This is a genomic window from Amycolatopsis acidicola (genome assembly GCF_007713735.2).
In the GTDB taxonomy this organism is placed as follows: Bacteria; Actinomycetota; Actinomycetes; order Mycobacteriales; family Pseudonocardiaceae; genus Amycolatopsis_E; species Amycolatopsis_E acidicola.
Map to the genome: position 1 here is coordinate 1 of NZ_VMNW02000098.1, position 23,209 is coordinate 23,209.

The window sequence follows — 23,209 nt, forward strand, 5'->3', positions numbered from 1 at the left end:
GTCCAGGGGGGCGAAGCCCTCCCTGGCGGGGGTTTGGGGGTCCGACCCCCAAAGAACACCCGCCCCAGCGGCCCCGGGAAGCGAGCCGAAGGCGAGCGAACAGGAAGACGCCGCGGGGCGGTGAAGCCTGGGGGTCGCTCCACCGCCTCCGCGGCTCCGCCGGACCGAGGGGGGAGGTGTCCGGCGGGGTCTTTCGGGTACCCGGGAGCAAGCCCCAGGTGTCGTTAACGAGCGTAACGGTTGGGGCTAGTGATGCGCCACAGCCGCGCTCAATTTTTTCCCGGTTTCGCGGACATGCGGTGCGGGATTCAGGCCCAGCGGGACGTCATCGCTCCGAGTGCGCCGAGCGCGACCGCGGCGGCGGTGGAGGTGCGGAGGACGGTGGGTCCCAGTCGTACCGGGAGTGCGCCTGCCGCGGTGAGCTGTGCCAGTTCGTGGTCGGTGATGCCGCCTTCGGGGCCGACGACGAGGAGGAGTTCTCCTTCCGGTGGCAGGGAAAGTTCGGTGAGGCGTTGTCCGGCGCTGCCTTCGAGTACCAGTGCCATGGCCGCTTTCCCGGCCGTGGCAGCCAATTCGGGGGTGCCGGCGGGTTCCGCGACTTCGGGTACCCAGGATCGGCGGGCTTGTTTCGCGGCGGAGCGCGCCGTGTCGCGCCAGCGGGAAAGCGCTTTCGTGCCACGGGGTCCGTCGTCCCAGCGGGCCACGCTGCGTTCGGCTCGCCACGGGAGGATCTTGTCCGCGCCGGCTTCCGTGGCCAGTTCCACGGCGAGTTCGCCGCGGTCGCCCTTGGCGAGTGCTTGCGCGACAGTGACGCGCAGGCTCGGTGCCGGTTCGCTCCAGCGTTCCTCGACCGTCAGCTCCAGCGCGGGTGCACGGCCTGGACGTACCGAGGTCACCACGCAGTCGGCGGCCGAACCCGCGCCGTCGCTGAGGACGAGCCGCTCCCCCGCGCGCATGCGGCGGACGGTGACGGCGTGCCGTGCCTCGTCGCCTTCGAGTACGGCCGAGGACCCGGCCGGCAGTTCCGCTACGAGGAACACCGGCGCGGTCGTCCCCGGCATTACCGGTGGCTCTTGGCGCGCAGCTTGGAGAACAGCCCGCCGGACCGGCCGTTGGTGGCCAGCGTCGAGGTCTCTTCACCGCGCTGCTGAGCCAGTTCCAGCAACAGCTCGCGCTGCGCTTCATCGAGTTTGGTCGGCACCTGGACGTCGATGTGGACGTGCAGATCACCCCGGCCGTCGACGCGGCCGGACGAGCGCAGCCGCGGCATGCCCTTGCCCGTCATCAGCAGCTCGGCGCCCGGCTGGGTGCCCGGCTCGATCTCCAGTTCGTACTCGCCGTCGATCAGGGTCTCCAGCGGGACCGTGGCGCCCAAGGCGGCGGTGGTCATCGGGATGCGCAGGTTGCAGTGCAGATCGTGGCCCTCGCGGATGAAGACCTCGTGCGGCTCCTCGTCGACCTCCACGTACAGGTCGCCTGCCGGGCCGCCGCCGGGGCCCACCTCGCCCTGGCCGGACAGCCGGATCCGCATCCCGTCGCCGACACCGGCCGGGATCTTCGCGTTGACACTGCGGCGCGCGCGGACGCGGCCGTCGCCACCGCACTGGCGGCACGGGTCGTCGATCACTTCGCCGTAACCGCGGCACACCGGGCAGGGCCGCGCGGTGACGACCTGGCCGAGGAACGACCGCTGCACCGACTGGATCTCACCCTGCCCGCCACACGTGTCACAGGTGGTGACCGAGCCGCCGGGCGCGGTGCCGTTGCCGCGGCACTGATCGCACAGGACCGCGGTGTCGACCGTGATCTCCTTGTTCACGCCGGTGGCGCATTCCTCCAGGGTGAGCCCGATGCGGATCAGCGCGTCCGACCCCGGCTGCACCCGGCTGCGCGGCCCGCGCCCGCGGCCACCGCCGCCGGTGGCCGCGCCGAAGAAGGCGTCCATGATGTCGCCGAGACCGCCGAACCCGGCGAACGGGTCACCCGCCCCGCCGCGGGCACCGGCCCCGTTCTCCATCGGGTCGGCGCCCATGTCGACGATCTTGCGCTTCTGCGGGTCGGACAGGACCTCGTACGCGGTGGTGACCTCGCCGAACTTGTGCTGCGCGTCCTCGGACGGGTTCACGTCCGGGTGCAGTTCCCTGGCCAGCTTCCGGTACGCGCGCTTGATCTCCTGATCGCTCGCGTTCTTGGCCACGCCGAGAATGCCGTAGTAGTCCCTCGCCACCGCTCTCATGTCCTCCTGAACAGCCCCTAGCCCCCGGCCAGGATCTGCCCCACGTAGTTCGCCACCGCGCGGACCGCGGCGATCGTTCCCGGGTAATCCATCCTGGTCGGCCCGACGATGCCCATGCCACCCAGCAGCATGTCGTCCTTCCCGTACCCGATCGACACCACCGAGGTGCTGCGCATCTGCTCGTCCTCATTTTCCCCGCCGATCCGCACCGTGATCGCACCGGGGTTGCGGGCCGCGGCCAGCAGCTTGAGCACGACGACCTGCTCCTCCAGCGCCTCCAGCACCTGGCGCAGCGAGCCGGGGAAATCGGCCACGTTGCGGGTCAGGTTGGCGGTGCCGCCGAGGACCAGGCGTTCCTCCGGGTGGTCGACGAGGTGTTCGACCAGCACGGTACAGACCCGGGTCAGCGCGTCCCGCAGCTCACCCGGCGCCTGCTCGGGCAGCTCCGCGACGCGGACCGCCGCGTCGGTCAGGCGCCGCCCGGCCAGCGTGGAGTTCAGCACCTCGCGGATGCGGCCGACGTTCTCGTCGGTGAGCACGTCGCCGAGGTCGATGGTGCGCTGGTCGACGCGGCCGGAGTCGGTGATCACCACGAGCATCAGCCTGGCCGGGGTGAGCGGCACCACCTCGATGTGGCGGAGCGTCGCGTTCGACATCGTCGGGTACTGCACGACCGCGACCTGCCTGGTCAGCTGCGCGAGCAGCCGCACGGAACGGCGGAGCACGTCGTCGAGATCGATGGCCCCGTCGAGGAAGTTCGTGATCGCGCGGCGCTCCGCGACGGTCAGCGGCTTGATCTCGGAAAGCTTGTCGACGAAGAGCCGGTAGCCCTTGTCGGTGGGGATCCGCCCGGCACTGGTGTGCGGCTGGGTGATGTAGCCGTCCTCCTCGAGTGCGGCCATGTCGTTGCGCACGGTGGCGCTGGACACCCCGAGGTTGTGCCTGTCCACGATCGCCTTCGAGCCGACCGGCTCCTGGTTGGAGACGTAGTCGGCGACGATGGCCCGCAGCACTTCGAACCGGCGCTCGTCCGAGTTCGCCACGCGCACCTCCTTGTTCCCGACGTACCCGACACCGAGTTTACGGAAGGCAGCGGCGAAGCGTCTCCAGGTCACCGAGAACCCAGGCAATCGTCAACAGACCACCGGCCGCGGTGAAGAACGCCGCACCGCCGTAGCCGATCGGTTCACCGTTCCCGCGGCGGCCGAGCAGCGTGCCGTGGAGGTGGCCGGAGTACCAGAGCCGGGCGGCCGCGCGGCCGTCTTCGGCGACCAGTTCGACGATCTCGTTGTGGAAGTCGGGCACGGCCGCGCGGATACGGTCGCGGTAGCCCCGCCAGCCGTCGTGGCCACGGGTTTCGTCACCGAGCGAGCCGCGGAAGACGAAGTCCTCCGCGAGCAGCTCGGGTACGGCGTCGTCGTCCCAGCGGTTCCACGCGTCCGTATAGAAGCGCCGGACGAGGTCAGGCGTTGCGGGGGAAGCCAAGGTTGACCCCGCCCTGGCTGGGATCCGGCCAGCGCGACGTGACGACCTTGCTGCGGGTGAAGAAGTGAAAACCCTCCGGGCCGTATGCGTGGCTGTCGCCGAACAGCGAGTCCTTCCAGCCGCCGAAGGAGTAGTAGCCGACCGGCACCGGGATCGGCACGTTCAGCCCGACCATGCCGACCTCGACCTCGTTCTGGTAGCGGCGGGCGGCGCGGCCGTCGTTGGTGAAGATCGCCGTGCCGTTGCCGTAAGGGTTGGCGTTCACCAGCCCCAGCGCGGCGTCGTAGCTCTCGGCGCGGGCCACGCACAGCACCGGGCCGAAGATCTCGTCGGTGTAGACGGACATGTCCGGGCGCACGTGGTCGAACAGCGTCGGCCCGAGCCAGAACCCGTTGCCCCCGGCCGAGAACCCGCGCCCGTCGACCACCAGTTCCGCTCCTTCGGCGACCCCGGCGTCCACAGCGGACCGGACCTTGGCGCGGTGCGCGGCGGTGACCAGCGGCCCCATCTCGGACGACGGGTCGCGGCCGTCGCCCACCCGCAGCCGGGACATCCGGTCGCGGATCTTCCCGACCAGCTCGTCGCCCACCGGGTCGACCGCGACGACCACGGACACCGCCATGCACCGCTCCCCCGCGGAGCCGAATCCCGCCGACACGGCGGCATCGGCCGCGAGGTCGAGGTCGGCGTCGGGCAGCACGACCATGTGGTTCTTCGCCCCGCCCAGCGCCTGCACGCGTTTCCCGTGACCGGTCCCGGTTTCGTAGACGTAGCGGGCGATCGGCGTCGAACCGACGAAGGAGATCGCCTTGACGTCGCGGTGCGACAGCAGCCCGTCGACCGCGACCTTGTCGCCGTGCAGCACGTTGAGCACGCCGTCGGGCAGGCCCGCTTCGGCGAACAGCTCGGCGATGAACACCGACGCCGACGGGTCCTTCTCGCTCGGCTTGAGCACGACGGTGTTGCCACAGGCCAGCGCGTTGGGCACGAACCACAGCGGCACCATCGCCGGGAAGTTGAACGGCGAGATCACCCCGACGACGCCGAGCGGCTGCGCGATCGAATACACGTCGACGCCGGTGGACGCGTTCTCGCTGAACCCGCCCTTGAGCAGCTGCGGCGCGCCGCACGCGTACTCCACGTTCTCGATGGCGCGGGCGACTTCGCCCGCCGCGTCGGATTCGACCTTGCCGTGCTCGGCGGTGATGATCTTCGCCAGCTCGTCCTTGCGGGCGGTCAGCAGTTCCCGGAAGGCGAACAGCACCCGGCTGCGTCCCGCGAGCGACGTGTCCCGCCAGCCGGGGAACGCGCGCGCCGCCGCGGCGACGGCTTCGGCCACCTGCCCGTCACCGGCGAAGTCCACGTGCGCGCGGACTTCGCCGGTGGCGGGGTCGGACACCTCCCCGGTCCGGTCGGTGACCCCAGCCCAGCGTTTCCCGTCGATCCAGTGACTGATCCGGCCCGTCATCGGAGCCCCTCCTGTGCCGCGGCGAACGACGCATCCAGGATTTCCAGCGCCTCCCCGGTCTCCTCGTCGGTCAGGGTCATCGGCGGCGCGATGCGGATGACGTTGTTGTGCAGCCCGCCTTTGCCGACCAGCAGGCCGCGCTCGCGGGTCGCCTCCAGCACCGCGCCCGCGTGCGCCGGGCTGGGTTCCTTGCCGTGCCCGACGAACTCGACGCCGGCCATCAGCCCCTTGCCGCGGACATCGCCGACGATGTCGTACTTCTCGCCGAGATCGCGCAGCCCCGCGATGAGCCGGTTGCCGAGTTTCGCCGCGTTGCCCTGGAGATCGCGCTCCAGCAGGTAGTCCAAAGTGGCCTTCGCCCCGGCGGTGGCGACCGGGTTGCCGCCGAACGTCGAGATCGAGTTGGCCTGTAAGGAATCCATCACGTCGCCGCGCGCGACGACCCCGCCGATCGCCAGCCCGTTGCCGAGCCCCTTCGCGAAGGTCATCGCGTCCGGGGTGACGCCGTGCGCCTGGATCCCCCAGAAATGTTCGCCGGTGCGGCCCCAGCCGGTCTGCACCTCGTCGGAGATCAGCAGGATGCCGTATTCGTCGAGAACTTCCTTGAAGGAGGCGAACAATCCGTCCGGCGGCACGTTGAACCCGCCCACGCCCTGGATCGGCTCGGCGATCAGCGCGGCCACGTCGCCGGACGTGGTGGTCCGCAGGACGTCGCGCAGGTCTTCGGTGCAGGCCTTGATGTAGTCGGCGTCGGACAGGCCGGCGAACGCGTCGCGGTAGCGGTAGCCGCCGTGCACGTAACTGACCTTCACCGGCGAAAGCGAGCTGGCCGACCAGCCGCGGTTGCCGGTGATGCCGACCGTGGCGAACGCGCGGCCGTGGTAGGAGTTGCGCAGGGCCAGCACCTGGTTGCTGCGCCGGTACTGGGTGGCGAGCATCAGCGCGGTCTCGTTGGCCTCGGTGCCGGAGTTGGTGAAGAAGACCTTTGCGCCGGGAATCCCGGACAGTTCCGCGATCTGCTCCGCGAGCTCGACCTGCTTGCGGATGAGGTACAGCGTCGAGGTGTGCAGCACGCCGGTGTCCAGCTGCGCGCGGACGGCGTCGGTGATCTCGGGGATGCCGTAGCCGATGGCGTTGGTGAGGATGCCGGCGAAGAAGTCGAGGTAGGTGTTGCCTTCGGAGTCGGTCACCCGCCTGCCTTCGGCGCGCACGATCTCGATCGGTTCCTGGTAGTAGAGCGCCAGCCACTCGGGCAGGACGGCGCGATGCCGGGTCACCAACGATTCGCTCATGACACCCGAGTCTGGCGAGCGGGCGCCGGGGCCGACACGAGCAACATGTACGGAGTCGGGTTTTCGCCCGTACAGTTTGTGTCTTATGTACCCGACCGTGGCCGACGTGCTCGCGCTCCCGGTGGTGCGGCACGGCCGCCCGCGGGTGGTGGCGGGCGCGGGCGGGCTCGGCGCGCGGGTGCGCTGGGTGCACGTCGCCGAGGTGGCCGACATCGGGCCGCTGCTCAAGGGCGGCGAGCTGGTGCTCACCACCGGGATAGCGCTGCCCGACGACCCGGCCGCGCTGACCAAGTACGTGGAGGGGCTCGCCGACGCCGGGGTGGCCGGGCTGGTGGTGGAGCTGGTGCGGCACTGGAGTCACGCGTTGCCGCCGGCGCTGGTGGAAACGGCCGGGCGGCGCGGGCTCCCGCTGATCACACTCTCCCGCGAGACGCGCTACGTGACGGTCACCGAGACGGTCAACGGGTTGATCGTCGACGCGCAGGTGGACGAGCTGCGCGCGGCCGAGCAGGTGCACCAGATCTTCACCGAGCTGACCGTCTCGGGCGCCGAGCCGGCGGCCGTGCTGGGCGAGGTGGCGCGGCTGACCGAGCGGCCCGTGGTGCTGGAAACCCTTTCGCACGAAGTACTCGCCTACGACGCGGCGGGCACCGATCCCGGGGAGCTGCTGACGGGCTGGCTCACGCGCTCCCGCTCGGTGCACGCGGGCGAGCGCACGGCGTACCACGCCGAAGCGGGTTGGCTGATCACGGTGGTCGGCGCACGTGGGCACGACTGGGGGCGGCTGATCGTGGTGTCGGACGAGGCGCCGCCGCACCGGCACGTCGTGGTCGTCGAGCGCGCCGCGTCCGCGCTCGCCGTGCATCGGTTGGTGGCGCGGGATTCCGACGGCCTGGAGCGGCAGGCACATCGCGCCGTGCTGGCCGAGTTGCTGGCCACGCCGACGCCGTCGGCGGAGCTGCTCGCGCGGGCGTCGGCGCTCGGCGTGCCGTTGACGGGGCGGCGTCTGGTCGGGGTCGCGATCCGGCCTCGGCTGACGGCCGCCCCGAAGGCGGCGGCGTCGGCGCACGCGGTGCTGCGTGAGCTGGCGGAAGTGGTGTCGCTGGCGGCGCGGCGGGCGCGGGTGTCGGCGCTCGTCGCGATCGACGAACAGCACGTCCGGCTGCTGCTTTCCCTTTCCCCGCAAGCGAATGTCGACGCCGTGCTGGACCGGCTCGCGGCCGGGGTGCAGCCCGACTGCACGCTCGGCGCCGGGACCACAGTGGACAGTCCGGCGCAGGCGCACCGCTCCCTCGTCGAGGCCGATCACGTCGCCGCCGCGGCCTTGCGCTCGCCGCCGGAGCAGACCGTGCACCGGCTCGCGGACGTCCGCCTGCGCGGGCTGCTGCACCTGCTCGCGGACGACGAACGCGTGCGGGCTTTCGCCGCGCGAGAGCTGGGCCCGTTGCTTTCGCGCGACGCCGCGTCGGGCACGCGGCTCGTGCAGGCGCTACGGCACTACTGCGAACACGGCGGCAACAAGTCCGCCGCGGCTGCGGCTGCGCACACCTCTCGCACGGCTTACTATCAGCAGCTCGCTCGAATCGAGCAGGTCCTCGGCATCCCACTAGAAGACCCCGAGTCCATGCTCTCCCTCTACGTAGCGCTACTCGCCCACGACCTGAACCGGGATTCTTTCACCTGATCGAGGTGTACGGGGACAAGATCGAACCGCCGATAGCGGCGATATGCCTGTTTCGACTCTGCTCCCGGCCATGGCCACCCTGCTCGCGCTGGTGCCCGCCCACCCCGAAGCGTCGATGACGCTGTCCCTGCGCGGCGACGAAGGCACCGCCGCCGTCGTGACCCTCGAGTGCGACCCGGCCGGCGGCAACCACCCGCACGCCGCCCGCGCGTGCGCCGCGCTCGAGGAAGCCGACGGGGACTTCGCCAACCTGCCGAAGCAGCAGACTCTGTGCCCGCTGATCTACGACCCCGTCACCGCGACGGCGAGCGGCAGCTGGCACGGGCGGCCCGTCATGGCGCACCGCGAGTACCCGAACCGCTGCGCCGCGAACGCCGATTCCGGTGGCGTCTTCGGATTCTGATGTTTCGCCGGCGTTGACCGCACGCGGCGAACCGGTTTCGCCGGGCACGCATACACTCCCGCTCCGCTCGCGCAACAAACAGAATGCGTTTCCCGTGGCCAAGAAGTGAACACTCTGCCACTGCCCGGCGCCCGGCGCGGCGCGCACGATTCCGCAATGGCACCCTCGCAGATCACGCACCCGGACGGCCGGGTGGATCTCGGCGACCCGGCATCGGTGTCCGGCAGCCGGTTCTGGAACCCGGAACTGGCCCCCGTCCCGGTGGAAAAGCGCACCTGGAACACCTACAACTATTTCGCGCTCTGGATGGGGATGGCGCACAACATCCCCTCGTACGCGCTCGCGGCCTCGCTCATCGCACTCGGCATGAACTGGCTGCAGGCGCTCATCACGATCACGCTCGGCAATCTGATCGTGCTGATCCCGATGCTGCTCAACAGCCACGCCGGAACCAAGTACGGCATCCCCTTCCCCGTTTTCGCGCGCGCTTTCTACGGGGTCCGCGGCGCCAATTTCGCGGCGCTGCTGCGGGCGTTCATCGCGTGCGGCTGGTTCGGCATCCAGACCTGGGTCGGCGGTGAGGCGATCTACATCCTCGTCGGCAAACTGGCGGGCGGCGGCTGGGCGGACGCGGCCGAATTCGGCGGGCAGCCGTGGACGCTGTGGCTGTCGTTCGCGGTGTTCTGGGTCGTGCAGATGCTGATCATCTGGCGCGGGATGGAGGCCGTGCGGCGGTTCGAGAACTGGACGGCACCGCTGGTTTCGGTGGGCTTCCTCATCCTGCTCGGCTACGTGCTGGTCAAGGCGGGCGGCGTCGGCCCGATCCTGTCCGAGCCCGCGAAACTGGGCTGGGGCACGGACTTCTGGAAGGTGTTCGCGCCCTCGCTGATGGCGATGATCGCGTTCTGGTCCACCCTGTCGCTGAACATGCCGGACTTCACGCGGTTCGGCGGCAGCCAGCGCAAGCAGGTCCGCGGGCAGCTGCTCGGCCTGCCGACCACGATGACGTTCATCGCGATCATCGCGATCCTGACCACCTCGGGCGGCCAGCTGCTCTACGGCGAGGCGATCTGGGACCCGGCGCAGCTGGCGAACCACTTCTCCAGCCCCGCGCTCGTCGTGGTCGCGCTGATCGCACTGGTGCTCGCGACGATCTCGGCGAACCTGGCGGCCAACGTGGTGAGCCCGTCCTACGACTTCTCCAACGCCTTCCCCAAACGCGTCACCTTCGCGCTCGGCGGGCTGATCACCGGGGTGATCGGCGTGGTGATCATGCCGTGGAAGCTGTACTCCGATCCGAACATCTACATCTTCGCCTGGCTCGGGTTCTACGGCGGCATCCTCGGCGCCGTCGCGGGGGTGCTGGTGGCCGGGTACTGGGTGCGGCGGCGCCGCGCGCTCGATCTCGCCGGGCTGTACGAGGAAAAGGGCCGCTACTGGTTCCGCGGCGGGTGGAGCTGGCAGGCGATGGTGGCCACCGTGCTCGGTGCCGTGCTCGCCGTCGGTGGCGCCTACACGGCGCCCGGTTCGGACGGGCCGTTCCCCGCGGACGGGCTGATCCCCTTCCTCAAACCGGTCTACGACTACAGCTGGGTCGCCGGTTTCGTCGGCGGGTTCGTGTTCTATCTCGCGCTGACCCTGCCGGGCCGCGCGCCGGAATCGAAGGAGGAAACCAGTGAGCAACCTGGTCAGGGCCGCCTTGGTGCAACAGCGGTGGACGGGTGACAAGGATTCGATGATCGCCGGCGCGGTCGAGGCGATCGGCGCCGCCGCGTCGCAGGGCGCGCAGGTGGTGTGCCTGCAGGAACTGTTCTACGGCCCGTATTTCTGCCAGGTGCAGGACGCCGACTACTACTCCTACACCGAACCCATCCCGGACGGGCCGACCACGAAGCTCCTGCAGGAGGTGGCGGAGCGGCACGGGATCGTGATCGTCGCGCCGATGTACGAGGAGGAGCAGCCCGGCGTCTACTACAACACCGCCGCCGTGATCGACGCCGACGGCCGCTACCTCGGCAAGTACCGCAAGAACCACATCCCGCAGGTAAAGGGGTTCTGGGAGAAGTTCTACTTCCGGCCCGGCAACACCGGCTATCCCGTGTTCGACACCGCGGTCGGGCGGATCGGCGTGTACATCTGCTACGACCGGCACTTCCCGGAGGGCTGGCGCGCGCTCGGGCTGGCCGGGGCGAAGATCGTGTTCAACCCGTCGGCGACCAGCCGCGGGCTTTCGCAGTACCTGTGGCGACTCGAGCAGCCCGCGGCCGCGGTGGCCAACGAGTACTACGTCGGCGCGATCAACCGCGTGGGCGTGGAACCCTTGGGCGACAACGACTTCTACGGGCAGACGTACTTCGTCGACCCGCGCGGGGAGCTGGTCGGCGAGGCCGCGTCCGACGACAAGGACGAGGTCGTGGTGCGCGATCTCGACCTGGGCAAACTGGCCGAAGTCCGTGACCTGTGGGCGTTCTACCGTGACCGCAGGCCGGACTCCTACGGATCGATCGTGGAGCCGTGATGAGCACACTCATCAAGGGCGGGACGGTGCTGTCCCCCGCCGGTGGCGTGCCGGCCGATGTCCTGGTGGAGGGCGAACAGATCGCCGCGGTCACGGCGCCGGGCGTGTTCGGCACCGCCGACATCGTGTTCGACGCGACCGGGAAATACGTGCTGCCCGGCGGGATCGACGCGCATACCCACATGGAGATGCCCTTCGGTGGCACGTTCTCCTCGGACACCTTCGAGACCGGCACCACGGCGGCGGCGTGGGGCGGCACCACGACGATCATCGACTTCGCCGTGCAGGCCAAGGGCACCTCGCTGCAGTCCACTCTGGACAAGTGGCACGAGAAGGCGGACGGGAACTGCGTCATCGACTACGGGTTCCACATGATCGTCTCCGACGTGAACGACTCGACGCTCAAGGAGATGCGCACGTGCATCGACGCCGGGGTGTCCAGTTTCAAGATGTTCATGGCCTATCCCGGCGTGTTCTACTCCACCGACGGCGAGATCCTGCGCGCCATGCACCAGGCGCGGGAGACCGGCGGCACGATCATGATGCACGCGGAGAACGGCATCGCGATCGACGAGCTGGTGGCGCAGGCGATCGCGGAGGGCCGGACGGATCCGGTGGAGCACGGCTACACTCGTCCGTCCGCTTTGGAGGGTGAGGCCACTTCGCGGGCGATCACGCTGGCCCGCGTGACGGGTTCTCCGCTGTACATAGTGCATCTGTCCGCGGCGGAAGCGCTTTCCGCGGTGGCGGAGGCGAAGGACGCGGGACAGAACGTCTTCGCCGAGACGTGTCCGCAGTACCTGTATCTGTCCATAGAGGACCTGGCGAAGCCGGGCTTCGAGGGCGCGAAGTACGTCGCTTCTCCCCCGCTGCGGGAAAAGAAGCACCAGGGCGACCTGTGGCGTGGCCTGCGCACCAACGACCTGTCCGTGGTCTCCACCGACCACTGCCCGTTCTGCTTCAAGGACCAGAAGGAGCTGGGCCGCGGCGACTTCTCCAAGATCCCCAACGGGATTCCGGGTGTGGAGCACCGGATGGACCTGCTGCACCAGGGCGTGGTCGCGGGCGAGATCTCGCTGGGGCGCTGGGTGGAGACGTGCTCGGCGACCCCGGCGCGGATGTTCGGGCTGTACCCGCGCAAGGGCGTGATCGCCCCGGGTTCGGACGCGGACATCGTGATCTACGACCCGGCGGCGAAGCAGACGCTCTCCGCGGAGACGCACCACATGGCCGTGGACTACTCGGCGTACGAGGGGTTCGAGTTGTCCGGCAAGGTGGACACGGTGCTGTCGCGCGGGAAAGCCGTCGTCTCGCCGTCCGGCTTCGGCGCGAAGCCCGGCGACGGGAAGTTCCTGCCCCGCGACCTCTGCCAGTACCTCGGCTAGGGAGTGTTCAGATGTGGTTTGCGTGGCGGTGCGGGTAGGGGAACCTGAGGCGGTGCAAGGTGACGGCCCACCGTAACCGGCTCCGCCGCTCAAAAAAACTTCCTAGGGAGTTCGCCATGGATTTCGGGGTGGTGCTGCAGACGGACCCGCCGGCGCGCGAGGTGATCCGGCTGATGAAGGAGGCCGAGGACAGGGGGTTCGGCTACGGCTGGACCTTCGACTCCTGCGTGCTGTGGCAGGAACCGTTCGTCATCTACTCGCGGATCTTGGCGGCCACGTCGTCGATGACGGTGGGGCCGATGGTGACCAGCCCCGGCACCCGTGACTGGTCGGTCACCGCGTCGCTGTTCGCCACGCTCAACGACATGTTCGGCAACCGCACGGTGTGCGGGATCGGGCGCGGCGACTCGGCGCACCGGGTGGTCGGCAAGCCACCGTCCACTTTGGCCACCCTGCGCGAGTCGATGCACGTGATCAAGGAGCTGGCCGAGGGCCGCGAGGTTCTCTTGCGGGACAAGCCGGTGCGCATCCCGTGGGTCCGCAATGGACGGTTGGAGCTGTGGATGGCCGGGTATGGGCCGAAAGCGCTGAAGATGGTCGGCGAGCACGCCGACGGGTTCATCCTCCAGTGCGCCGACCCGGCCATCGCCCGCTGGACGATCGGCGCGGTGCGCGAGGCCGCGCGCGCCGCGGGGCGCGACCCGGCGGGCGTCACGATCTGCGTCGCGGCGCCCGCGTACGTCGGGGACGACCTCGCGCACCAGCGGGAACAGCTGCGCTGGTTCGGCGGGATGGTCGGCAACCATGTGGCGGATCTCGTGGCCCGGTATGGGGATTCGGGTCCGGTGCCGCACGAGCTGACCGACTACATCCGGGAACGGGAGGGCTATGACTACGCGCACCACGGCCGGGCGGGCAACCCGTCGACCGACTTCGTGCCGGACGAGATCGTGGACCGGTTCTGCCTGACCGGCCCGGCCGCGGCCCACACCGAACGCCTGCAAGAGCTCGCCGAGCTCGGCGTGCACCAGTTCGCGATCTACCTGATGCACGACGAACGCGAGCAAACCCTGGCGGCGTACGAGAAGGTGATCGGGAAACTGGCGGCCCAGTAGCGGTTACCGGCTAACGGATCCAGCGGGTCAGCGCCGCTTTCAGCCCCTCGGGATCCGCGCCCGCCCAGGCGACGTAACCGTCGGGGCGGATGAGGAACGCGGGCGCCGGAGCGTCGTCGGCCGTGGCGGGCACGATGCGGACCACGTCGCTCCACGGCTGCGCGACTTCCGCGAGCTCGACCGCACCGGTGAGGTCCAGCAGCACAGGACGGGCGTCGCGCAGCAGCTCGGCGATGCGGTGCGCGCGCCCGTCGCCGGTGGTCACGGTCAGCGGTGGCACGAACCAGCCGGCCGGCCCGGCGGGGTTCTCCTCACCCATGTCGTACCGGACGTCGGCGCCCGCCATGGTGTCCGCGATCATGCGCACATTTTCCTTGCGCCCCAACAATTCCGTGAAGACCTGACGCAACGCCGTGACCCCGGCACCGGGCGCCGTCAAGGCCGTTTCGGCCTGGGTATGCACGAGCACGCGCGCACCGACGGCCCGGCGTTCGCTCTCGTAGCTGTCCAGCAAACCGTCCGGCGCCCGGCCCTGCGCCGCCGCGGCCAGCTTCCAGCCGAGGTTGGCCACATCGCCGAGCGCCGCGTTCAGCGTCGGCCCGTGGCTGACGTGCGCGGCATCGCCCGCGAGGAACACCCGCCCGTCGCGGTAACGCTCGGCGAGCCGCGAGTTGCGGTGCGACAACCGGCGGAGTTGTGTCGGCGAGCCTTCCGGCGGCGGGGAAAGTGGCACGCGCTCCCCGAGCACGCGCTCGATGCTGTCCTCCATTTCCGCGAGCGTCATCGGCGCCGCGGGGTCCGGGCAGTCCTCCCATTCGGTGGTGAACACGTGCGGCCGCGCGGGATCGTGCGGCAGGAGGACGAAGACGCCGTTTTCCGTGCGGTGGAACGGCATGGGCAGCTTCCGGATCCGCTCACTCGGCGCGATCAGGGCCGATCTGTCGACGACTTTCTCGATGTGGCCGGGAAAACCGATCCCCGACTGCTTCCGCACCAGGCTTCCACCGCCGTCGCAGCCGACGAGATACCGCGCCGTGAAGGTCTCCTCCACGCCGTCCGCCCCGCGCGCGACGACGTCGACCTGATGCTCGTTTTGGCTGAACGAAAGGACTTCCCAGCCACGCCGGACCTCCGCGCCGAGTTCGGCGGCCCGCTCGGCGAGCACGCGTTCGAGATCGCGCTGGTTGACCTGCCGCAGGTACACCGGGTTGTCCTCGCCGAGTACGTGCAACGGCAAGGGAATCCCGGCGTAGAAGAAGCCCGGCGCGGGTTCCGGCGCCCCCTGCCCGCCGCACCGTTCGATCAGTCCGCGGTGGTCCAGCAGCCGGACGCTCTGCCCGGCCACGCCGTGCGCCTTGTCCGAGAGATCCCGCTCCGGCAGCCGTTCCAGCACCAGCGGCCGCGCGCCCGCGAGCCGCAGTTCGCAGGCGAGGAAGAGGCCGGCGGGCCCACCCCCGGCGATGATGACGTCGACCATCCGCGCTCCTCTTAAGATACGGTTCTGTATCTAGTAATAGCCCGCCGCGATAAGATACGCAAGTGAACTCCCAGGGTGCCTCCCGTCGCCGCGGCCGTGAACTGGAGGACGCGATCCTCGACGCCGCGTGGCACGTGCTGGTCGAGCGCGGATACCACGGCTTCACCTTCGAGGCGATCGCCGCCGAGGCCCGCACGAGCCGCCCGGTCCTCTACCGGCGCTGGCCGCGGCGCGAAGATCTGCTGCTGGCCACGCTCGACAGGTTCTGCTGGTCCTGGCCGGTCGAAGTGCCCGACACCGGCAGCCTCCGCGAAGACGCGATCGGCCTCCTGCGCAACGCCGACGCCGGCCGCACCCGCATGATCACCTTGATCAGCGTGCAGTTGATGGACTACTTCCGCGAAACCGGAACCAGCTTCGAGGACTTGCGCCGCACGCTTCGCCCGCCCGGCCAAGCGCACCCGTTCGACACGATCGTCGCCCGCGCCGTCGAGCGTGGGGAAATCCCTGGCGTGCCGCGTTCACACCGTGTGGTGAACCTGCCGTTCGACCTGTTCCGCCACGATGTGCTGATGACCATGCGGCCCGTGCCGGAGAAGGCCATCGTGGAGATCGTGGACGACGTGTGGCTGCCGCTGCTGCGCTTGACAGGCAAGTGAGCGCTTGCCTATGGTGGCGGCAGTGGACGCGGATTTGTTCAAGGCACTCGGCGACGCGACCCGGCGCGCCATCCTCGACGAACTGACCGAAAAGGACGGTCAGACGCTGTTCGAGATCTGCGGCAGGCTGACCATGAAGCACGGCCTCGGTTCCTCACGCCAGGCCATCTCGCAACATCTCGCGGTACTCGAACAGGCCGGGCTGGTGCACGCCCGCCGGCAGGGCCGCTACAAGTTCCACCACCTCGACACGGGCCCGTTGCGCGCGATCGTCGAGCGGTGGCCCATCGACAGGGAGGAAAACCGGTGATCCGCATCAACATCACGAGCGTGCTCGTCGACGACCAGGCGAAGGCGCTCGCCTTCTACACCGAAAAACTCGGCTTCACCAAGAAGACCGACGTGCCCGCAGGCGGGGCCCGGTGGCTCACCGTCGTCTCGCCCGCCGACCCGGACGGCGTCGAACTCCTGCTGGAGCCGGACGGCCACCCGGCGGCGGGCCCGTTCAAACAGGCGCTCGTCGGCGACGGCATCCCGTACACCCAGTTCGCCGTCGACGACGTGTACGCCGAGGTCGAGCGGCTCAAGGGGCTGGGCGTCCGGTTCACCCAGGACGCCACCGACCTCGGCCCCGTGGTCACCGCCGTCCTCGACGACACCTGCGGCAACCTGATCCAGCTCGCGACTATGAAATGAGCGACTGGTAGACGAGCGTGCGCAGGTGCTGGCGGATCGGGTAGGTGCTCGACGGCACGAGCTGGGTGAAGAACATCGCCGTCAGCTCCTCGGCCGGGTCGATCCAGAACGCCGTGCTCGCCGCCCCGCCCCAGGCGAATTCTCCTTGGCTGGCAAGGGTTTTCGCCTTCACCGGATCGCGCAGCACGGAGAAGCCGAGCCCGAACCCGTACCCGTCGAAGGGCATCTCGGCGAACAGCGGGCGCCCGTACGCCTCGAGGTCGACGTCGCCGGGCAGGTGGTTGCTCGCCATCAGCGCGACCGTGCGCGGGCTGAGCAGCCGCGTCCCGTCCAGTTCCCCGCCGTGGAGCAGGAACTGGGTGAACCGGTGGTAGTCGCCCGCGGTGGAGACGAGCCCGCCGCCGCCCGAGAAGTAGTCGGGCCGGCCCACACCGACGCGGCCGAACGGATCGTTGCGCACGGCCTTGCCGGTGGCCGGGTCCCGCACGTACAGCGCGGCGAGGTTTTCCTCCGCCGTGCCGAACGAGGTGTCGTCCATCCCGAGCGGGGTGAAGATCCGCTGCTCGAAGAACTCGTCCAGCGACTGCCCGGACACCACTTCGACGAACCGGCCGAGCACGTCGGTGGCCACCGAGTAGTTCCACTCGCTGCCGGGCTGGAACACCAACGGCAGTTCGGCCCACTTTTCCGTGCAGGCGGCCAGATCCAGGCCCGCGGGCGCGCCCCATTCGAACCCGGCGGCGCGGTACATGGCGTCCACCGGGTGCGCGTGGTGGAATCCGTAGGTGAGGCCCGCGGTGTGAGTGAGCAGGTGCCACACCCGGATCGGTTCGGTGGCCGGTTCGGTGACCGGGCTGAGCGAGGAGCCCTTTACGTAGACGCGCGGCCGGGCGAATTCGGGCAGCCAGCGGGAAATCGGGTCGGTGAGGTCGAAGGCGCCCTCCTCGTAGAGCATCATCGCGGCCACCGAGGTGACCGGTTTGCTCATCGAGAAGATCCGCCAGTGCGTGTCCGCCTCGACCGGCAGCCCGGCCTCGATGTCCCGCTGCCCGTAGGAGGAAAGGTAGGCGACCTTGCCGCGGCGGGTCACCGCCACGAGCCAGCCCGGCAGCCGGCCATCGTCCACGTACCGCGCGAAGTGCCGGTCGATCCGCGCCAGCCTGCCCGCGTCCAGCCCGGCCTCGGCGGGCTCCACCTCAGTTTTCATCGATCCGGCCCCAAACAGGCAGATGGATCGATGACGAACTCCACAGAAGACCCATGTTCGGTACCTTCACGCGGGTGACGGGGTACGTCAAGGCTTGATCGGCGTCAGGAGCCGGAAAAGGAGCGTCAGCCGGAGATTCTGGCTTCGATGCCGTCGAGGATGAGGTCGAGTCCGGTCCGGAAGGTCTGGTCCGCGTCGAGGTGGGGGCCGTCGTGGACGAACTTCGCCAGCGCGGGCAGCTCACCTTTGGCGAAGATCCGTTGCAGGTAAGGCCCGTAGGTGCGTTGCCACTGCTTGTGGTCCATCCCGGAAGCCCGCTCGGCGCGCCGTTCGGTGATCTCCCGCCGCACCGCGCCGATCACGTACGCGTGCACCGCGTCCATCGCCGGCACGGCTGTCTCAAGATCGATCCCGCCCATGCCGGCGGCCATCGCGTCCCCACTGGCCAACGTGTTCGGGCCGAGCTGGGGGCGCCCACCGAGCAGGTCGGCGAGCCATTCGTGCCGGTGCACGGTTTTCCTGGTGGTTTCGGCGAACGAGCGCAGCACCTCCCGCCAGCCCTCCCCGGCCGGCCGGATCTCGGCGTGCGCCGCGTCGACCATCAGGTCGTGCAGCTCATCCATGGACTCGATGTAGCCATACAGCCGCATCGGCCCGACACCCAGCGCCGCGGCGACCTTCCGCAGTGACACCGCGGCCAGGCCGTCCGCGTCAGCCAGCTCGATCGCCGCGCGGACGATCCGCTCCCGGCTCAGCGGGGCGGGCGTCGGTCGTTTCGGTGGCTCCGGCCGCTCCCACACCAACATGGCGTCGACAATACATCGCCTGCTTCGATACACTGCATCGTATCAATGCAGTGTATCGGAGGTAGTCATGACCATCGCGATCGTGGGAGCCGGGCCGGGTGGGCTGGCCCTGGCCAGGGTGTTGCACGTGAACGGCATCGAAACCGTGGTGTACGAACGGGAACCGTCGCGCGGCGCGCGTGATCAGGGCAGCATGCTCGACATCCACTCGGGGCAGCGCGCGCTGCGCGAAGCCGGCCTGATCGACGAGTTCTTCGCGATCGCCCGCGGCGAAGGCCAGGACATGCGGCTCCTCGAACCGGACGGCACGTTGCTGCTCCAGCAGGACACGCCCGACGACGCCCCGCTCGACCGGCCCGAGGTCGACCGCGCCGATCTGCGTGCGCTACTGCTGGATTCCCTTCCCGAGGGCACGGTGCGCTGGGGGCACGCTTTCGAATCCGCCGAAAACGGCGTGGTTCGCTTCGCCGACGGCAAAAGTGCGCGCTACGACCTGCTGGTCGGTGCCGACGGCGCGAACTCCCGGGTCCGCCCGATGCTCACCGACGCCAGACCCGAGCACCTCGGGCAGAACATCGTCGAGCTCTGCATTTCCGACGTCGACCACACGTACCCGGACCTCGCGGCGATGGTCGGGCGCGGCAACTACTGGGTGCTCGGCGACGGGAAATCCCTGGCGGCACAACGCAATGGCGACGGCCGTGTCCGCATCGGGCTCTGCTTCCAAAACACCGGCGCCGACTGGTTCGCCACCACCGCGATCCCGTTCGACGACCCGGCCGCGGCCCGGGCGCGGCTGATCGAGCTGTTCGACGGCTGGGACCCACGGTTCACGGCCCTGATCGCGGCCGCCGACGACAGGATCGTGCCCCGGCAGCTCAGCACTCTCCCGATCGGCCTGACCTGGCCGTCACAACCGGACGTCACGCTGGTCGGCGACGCCGCGCACCTGATGCCGCCGGTGGGCGAGGGCGCCAACATGGCCCTGCTCGACGGCGCCGGGCTCGCGCTCGCGCTGGCCGCGCATCCGGACGATTTTCCTTGCGCCATCAAGGAATACGAACGCGAGATGTTCGAACGCACCAGCGCCGCCGCCCGGATGTCCGCGCGCATCCAGGAACTGCTGATGGCGCCCGACGCCGGCCGCCGGATGCTCGAGTTCTTCCAGCCGGGCTGACGGCGCTACTTCGCGGAGCGCTCCGCGGCCTTCTCCTCGCGCCACTGCTCATCGCTCGCCCCGCGCCGCCAGTAGCCGGAGATGGAGAGCAGATCCTTCCGGACGCCGCGCTCGTCGAGCAGGTAACGCCGCAGCTCACGCACGAAGCCCGCTTCGCCGTGCACGAACGCCTGCACGGTGCCGTCCGGGAACTCCAGCGCCCGCACGGCTTTCACGAGGCTTTCGCCCGTCGAGCGATGCAGCCAGTGGATCTGCGCGTCGCCCTTCGTGACCAGGGGCTGCTGCTCCGACGGGTCGCCGACCTCGAGGAACACCCGCACCGGGACGCCTTCGGGCATGTGCTCCAGCGACAACGCGATCGCGGGCAGCGCGCTCTCGTCGCCGACCAGCAGATGCCAGTCCGCTTCCGCGGACGGCGCGTAGGCCCCGCCCGGGCCGTTCAGCAGCAGGTCGTCGCCCGGCTGCACGCGCTGCGCCCACGGCCCGGCGAGGCCCTCGTCGCCGTGGTGCACGAAGTCGATCGCCAGTTCGCCCGCGGCGGCGTCGTAGTAGCGCACGGTGTACGTGCGCATCCGCGGCCAGTGTTCGCGGGGCAGCTCGGCCCGGATCACGCCCATGTCGAACGGTTCCGGGTACTGCACGCCCGGCACCGGGAAGAGCACCTTCACGTAGGCATCGGTGAACTCGTTCGGCTGGAACCGGGCGAGCCCCTCGCCTCCGGCCACGACCCGGATCATGTGCGGCGTCAGCTGCTGGGTGCGCAGCACGCGCAGCTTCACCGCGGGCCGGTTCTTCCGTGCGGGCCTGTCCGCCATGTGCGACTCCTCGAACTCTCTCCCGGGCGTTTCAAGATTAGGCTACCCTAAGATGGGCGCCCGGGGCCTGTGTGAAAGCTGAGCATCACTGTTTTGCAACGAGGCGGCCCGGAAAACCGGACAATCACTCCCTCGCCCCGACGGGCGAGACCGGCGCGGGCCGGGTCGCGGCGAGGCTCGTGGCCACGCTGGTCAGCCCGACCACCGCGAACGCGCCGAGCACCACCAGCCCGAGCGCTGACCACGGCACGGCGTAGACCGTCACCCCGGTCAGCTTCCCCATCGCCGCGCCGATGCCGGTCAGGGTGCCCGCCGCGGCGACGCCGCCGAGCAGCAGGCCGATCACCGCGACGGCCCAGGATTCGATCAGCGCGGCGCCGACCACCTGCCGCCGGGTCAGCCCGGTCACCCGCGCCGCCGCGAACTCCGCCTTGCGCGCGGCCGCGGCGATCACGACGGCGTTCACCACCGCCATCAGCGCGTAGAGCCCGGCGAGTCCCATGAGGACGGTCATGATCCCCGAGTTCATCGAGTCGTGGGCGCTGGCGCGCCGCTCGATCCAGTCGTGCACCGGAAGCGCGCCGGGCAGGGCCGCGCGCAGTGTCGCCGGGTCGACGCCGGGCGCCGCCTTGACGAAGGTCTCCGCCTCCCCATCCGCGAGCGCCGCCGGAGGGACGGAATCGCGCGGCAGCAGGTAATCGGTGCCGCCGTTGACGGCCTGCGCCACCACCGCGACCACGCGGCGCTCCTGCTCCTGGTCACCGACCCGGAGCGTGATCGTGTCGCCGACCGCGTAGTCCGTCGTCGCCACCGTCATCCCGTGCAGGTCCGCGAGGCTGCCGCTGAGCGGGGCACGGGAATGCAGCTGCCGGTACGCGTCGGCATCGATGACCAAGGCGTCCGTGCCGTCGTCCTTTTCCTTGTCATGCTTGGAGATCGTGGCGACCACGGGAACGGTGACCTCCGTGGAGGCCACCGCGACACCGGGCGCGGTCGCGCCGGCGGACGGGACGACGAGGTCGGCGGTCACCGTGCGGGCCAGATCTTCCTTGTCCGCCAACGAGATCGTCGCGAGCGAACCGGACATGCCGAGCACGAGTGCCACCAGCACGAGCAGCGGCGCGGCGGTCGACGCGCTGCGACGCACCCCGTCGCGGAGGTTGGCCTGCGCCAGCCCGCCGAGCGTGCTGGGCCGCAGGACCAGTCCGAGCACCCGGCCCACCAGCGGCACGATCAGCGGGCTGAGCGCCGTGAGGCCGATGGAGGCGGTGATGGCGGCGTTGATCGACATCGGGATGGCGCCGTCCGGGCCTGCCAGCGGCGCGACGATCAGCAGCGCGGCCGTACCCGCCAGGAACAGGATCCCGAAGAACCAGCGCGAAAACGTCATCACCCTCGCGGCCGCGCCGGTGTCCCGCAGCGCCTCCAGCGGCCGCACCTTCGACGCCCGGCGAGACGCGGAAAGCACGCCCAGCAAGGCGACTCCGATGCCCACCCCGGCCGAGACGCCGAGAATCCAGTCCTGCCACCGGGGCGCGAACACGTCCGGCAGGAACCCGAGATCAGTCAGCAGCCACGACTGGACCCTCATCACGACGAGCCCGGCCGGCACGCCGATGCCCGTGCCGAGCACGCCCAGCAACAGCGCTTCCGACAGCAGCAGCCGGCGCAGCTGCCCGCGACTCCCACCGACGAGACGCAGCAGCGCGAGGTCCCGCCGCCGCTGCGAAATGGTGAAGGCGAACGTCGAGCTGACGATGAACACGGCCAGGAACGCCGCGATCCCCAGCGTCATCGCCAGCAGCACGATCGCGCCGGTGTACCCGTCGCGCAGCCGGTTCGCCGCCGCCTCGGAGAGGCCGGCGGGAATCTCGGGCACGGCGGCGGAAATCAGGATCAGCAGCGAGGACTGCACCAGCGCGACGCCGATCACCACGGTCAGGATCGCGCCGAGGAAGAGCTGCCACCGCTCGCGGAACGTGGACAGCGAAAGCCCGAACATGTCCTCAGCCCTCCAGCCCGGCCAGCCGGTCGGCCACCTCGCGGGCCGTCGCCCGGCGCATCCGGTCGACGATCCGGCCGTCCGAAAGGAAAACCACCGAATCGGCGCTCGCGGCGGCGGCCGGGTCGTGCGTGACCATCACGATCGTCTGCCCGGCCGCGTCGACCATGTGGCGCAACAACGCCAGCACCGAGCGGGCGGACTTCGAGTCCAGCGCGCCGGTCGGCTCGTCCGCGAACAGCACCGAAGGCCGGGTGACCATCGCGCGGGCGATCGCCACGCGTTGCTGCTGCCCGCCGGAAAGCTCCCGCGGCCGGTGCTTCATCCGGTCCCGCAGGCCAACGCTCCCGAGCACCGCATGGACGTCCTTTTTGGACACCCGTTGCCCGGCGAGCCGCAACGGCAGCGCGACGTTCTGCTCCGCGGTCAACGAGCCGATCAGGTTGAAACTCTGGAACACGAACCCGATCTCCTTGCGCCGCAACCTGGTCAGCGTGGCGTCCGGGGCGTCGGTGATGTCCGTGCCGGCGAGCAGGACCTGCCCGCTCGTGCAGCGTTCGAGCCCCGCCGCGCAATGCAGCAGAGTGGATTTACCCGAGCCGGAAGGACCCATCACCGCTGTCCACGACCCGGCGGGGAAGCTCAGGCTCACCCCGTCCAACGCCCGCACACGCGCTTGTTTGCCGCCGTACTCCCTGGTCACCGCACGAAGATCCACCGCGGTGGCGCGGCCGGTCTGGATCGCTGTCGTCATGGGTTCAAGCTCACCAGCCGCACGCGCGCC

Annotated in this window: 22 protein-coding genes; 10 read left to right on the forward strand and 12 right to left on the reverse strand. The window is 69.9% G+C overall.

The features are described 5' to 3' along the window. Window positions 1-308 precede the first annotated feature (308 nt). The 6 genes from FPZ12_RS38445 to FPZ12_RS38470 are packed head-to-tail and all read right to left on the reverse strand — an operon-like array spanning window position 309 to window position 6,481. Entirely contained in the window at window positions 309-1,061 is a 753-nt protein-coding gene (locus FPZ12_RS38445; protein ID WP_144754637.1) for a 16S rRNA (uracil(1498)-N(3))-methyltransferase, read from the reverse strand. Then, window positions 1,061-2,227, reverse strand: coding sequence for a molecular chaperone DnaJ (gene dnaJ / locus FPZ12_RS38450; protein ID WP_144754640.1), 1,167 nt, complete (start codon window positions 2,225-2,227; stop codon window positions 1,061-1,063). Before dnaJ ends, FPZ12_RS38445 begins: the two co-directional genes overlap by 1 nt. A 26-nt stretch (window positions 2,228-2,253) precedes the next feature. Then, entirely contained in the window at window positions 2,254-3,279 is a 1,026-nt protein-coding gene (hrcA, locus tag FPZ12_RS38455; protein WP_144754634.1) for a heat-inducible transcriptional repressor HrcA, read from the reverse strand. A gap of 37 nt (window positions 3,280-3,316) precedes the next feature. After that, window positions 3,317-3,721, reverse strand: a complete 405-nt coding sequence (locus tag FPZ12_RS38460) for an ester cyclase (protein WP_166463050.1) — start codon at window positions 3,719-3,721, stop codon at window positions 3,317-3,319. Further along, window positions 3,699-5,189: a CoA-acylating methylmalonate-semialdehyde dehydrogenase gene (locus tag FPZ12_RS38465; RefSeq protein ID WP_144754628.1), complete on the reverse strand. Its 1,491-nt coding sequence runs from the start codon at window positions 5,187-5,189 to the stop codon at window positions 3,699-3,701. Before FPZ12_RS38465 ends, FPZ12_RS38460 begins: the two co-directional genes overlap by 23 nt. Next, window positions 5,186-6,481 (reverse strand): aspartate aminotransferase family protein, encoded by a 1,296-nt coding sequence (locus FPZ12_RS38470; protein ID WP_144754625.1) that lies wholly within the window; start codon window positions 6,479-6,481, stop codon window positions 5,186-5,188. Before FPZ12_RS38470 ends, FPZ12_RS38465 begins: the two co-directional genes overlap by 4 nt. Window positions 6,482-6,566: 85 nt before the next feature. Between FPZ12_RS38470 and FPZ12_RS38475 the strand changes: the two genes are divergently transcribed. The 6 genes from FPZ12_RS38475 to FPZ12_RS38500 all read left to right on the forward strand — a co-directional run bounded on the left by FPZ12_RS38475 (window position 6,567) and on the right by FPZ12_RS38500 (window position 13,586). Next, window positions 6,567-8,165 (forward strand): PucR family transcriptional regulator, encoded by a 1,599-nt coding sequence (locus FPZ12_RS38475; RefSeq protein ID WP_144754622.1) that lies wholly within the window; start codon window positions 6,567-6,569, stop codon window positions 8,163-8,165. Window positions 8,166-8,208: 43 nt separating this feature from the next. Beyond that, window positions 8,209-8,568: an SSI family serine proteinase inhibitor gene (locus tag FPZ12_RS38480; protein ID WP_144754619.1), complete on the forward strand. Its 360-nt coding sequence runs from the start codon at window positions 8,209-8,211 to the stop codon at window positions 8,566-8,568. 156 nt (window positions 8,569-8,724) lie between these two features. Continuing rightward, window positions 8,725-10,293, forward strand: a complete 1,569-nt coding sequence (locus tag FPZ12_RS38485; protein ID WP_144754616.1) for an NCS1 family nucleobase:cation symporter-1 — start codon at window positions 8,725-8,727, stop codon at window positions 10,291-10,293. Beyond that, window positions 10,244-11,086 carry a nitrilase-related carbon-nitrogen hydrolase gene (locus FPZ12_RS38490; RefSeq protein WP_144754613.1) on the forward strand — a complete coding sequence of 281 codons (843 nt, stop codon included), beginning with the start codon at window positions 10,244-10,246 and terminating at the stop codon, window positions 11,084-11,086. Before FPZ12_RS38485 ends, FPZ12_RS38490 begins: the two co-directional genes overlap by 50 nt. Further along, entirely contained in the window at window positions 11,086-12,471 is a 1,386-nt protein-coding gene (gene hydA / locus FPZ12_RS38495; RefSeq protein ID WP_144754610.1) for a dihydropyrimidinase, read from the forward strand. Before FPZ12_RS38490 ends, hydA begins: the two co-directional genes overlap by 1 nt. Before the next feature lie 116 nt (window positions 12,472-12,587). Further along, entirely contained in the window at window positions 12,588-13,586 is a 999-nt protein-coding gene (locus tag FPZ12_RS38500; protein ID WP_144754607.1) for a TIGR03842 family LLM class F420-dependent oxidoreductase, read from the forward strand. A 10-nt stretch (window positions 13,587-13,596) separates the two neighbouring features. Here FPZ12_RS38500 and FPZ12_RS38505 read toward each other — a convergent pair whose 3' ends face one another. Then, complete coding sequence (locus tag FPZ12_RS38505; RefSeq protein WP_144754604.1) at window positions 13,597-15,063, reverse strand: FAD-dependent monooxygenase; 1,467 nt, start codon at window positions 15,061-15,063, stop codon at window positions 13,597-13,599. A 62-nt stretch (window positions 15,064-15,125) separates the two neighbouring features. On the opposite strand from FPZ12_RS38505, the gene FPZ12_RS38510 reads away from it, so the two are divergent. From FPZ12_RS38510 to FPZ12_RS38520, 3 genes are read left to right on the forward strand one after another with little or no spacing between them, the layout of a single operon-like run. After that, window positions 15,126-15,722 (forward strand): TetR/AcrR family transcriptional regulator, encoded by a 597-nt coding sequence (locus FPZ12_RS38510; RefSeq protein WP_144754601.1) that lies wholly within the window; start codon window positions 15,126-15,128, stop codon window positions 15,720-15,722. Between the two features lie 22 nt (window positions 15,723-15,744). Beyond that, entirely contained in the window at window positions 15,745-16,032 is a 288-nt protein-coding gene (locus tag FPZ12_RS38515; protein ID WP_144754598.1) for an ArsR/SmtB family transcription factor, read from the forward strand. Beyond that, window positions 16,029-16,418, forward strand: a complete 390-nt coding sequence (locus tag FPZ12_RS38520) for a VOC family protein (protein ID WP_144754595.1) — start codon at window positions 16,029-16,031, stop codon at window positions 16,416-16,418. Before FPZ12_RS38515 ends, FPZ12_RS38520 begins: the two co-directional genes overlap by 4 nt. Here FPZ12_RS38520 and FPZ12_RS38525 read toward each other — a convergent pair. Then, entirely contained in the window at window positions 16,408-17,625 is a 1,218-nt protein-coding gene (locus tag FPZ12_RS38525; RefSeq protein ID WP_144754592.1) for a serine hydrolase domain-containing protein, read from the reverse strand. The two genes, FPZ12_RS38520 and FPZ12_RS38525, sit on opposite strands and share 11 nt — an antisense overlap. A gap of 125 nt (window positions 17,626-17,750) precedes the next feature. After that, on the reverse strand, window positions 17,751-18,431 hold the full coding sequence (locus FPZ12_RS38530) for a TetR/AcrR family transcriptional regulator (protein ID WP_144754589.1): 681 nt from the start codon (window positions 18,429-18,431) through the stop codon (window positions 17,751-17,753). A 67-nt stretch (window positions 18,432-18,498) separates the two neighbouring features. On the opposite strand from FPZ12_RS38530, the gene FPZ12_RS38535 reads away from it, so the two are divergent. Beyond that, the gene (locus FPZ12_RS38535) at window positions 18,499-19,608 is read left to right on the forward strand and encodes an FAD-dependent oxidoreductase (protein WP_144754586.1); all 1,110 of its coding nucleotides are present in this window, start codon (window positions 18,499-18,501) and stop codon (window positions 19,606-19,608) included. A 5-nt stretch (window positions 19,609-19,613) separates the two neighbouring features. On the opposite strand, the gene FPZ12_RS38540 is transcribed toward FPZ12_RS38535, so the two are convergent. The 3 genes from FPZ12_RS38540 to FPZ12_RS38550 form a co-directional block, all read right to left on the reverse strand. After that, a complete protein-coding gene (locus FPZ12_RS38540; protein ID WP_144754583.1) occupies window positions 19,614-20,423 on the reverse strand; it encodes a siderophore-interacting protein in 810 nt (269 codons plus the stop codon). A gap of 124 nt (window positions 20,424-20,547) precedes the next feature. After that, the gene (locus FPZ12_RS38545; protein WP_144754580.1) at window positions 20,548-22,425 is read right to left on the reverse strand and encodes an FtsX-like permease family protein; all 1,878 of its coding nucleotides are present in this window, start codon (window positions 22,423-22,425) and stop codon (window positions 20,548-20,550) included. Between the two features lie 4 nt (window positions 22,426-22,429). Beyond that, a complete protein-coding gene (locus tag FPZ12_RS38550) occupies window positions 22,430-23,179 on the reverse strand; it encodes an ABC transporter ATP-binding protein (RefSeq protein ID WP_144754577.1) in 750 nt (249 codons plus the stop codon). Window positions 23,180-23,209 lie beyond the last annotated feature (30 nt).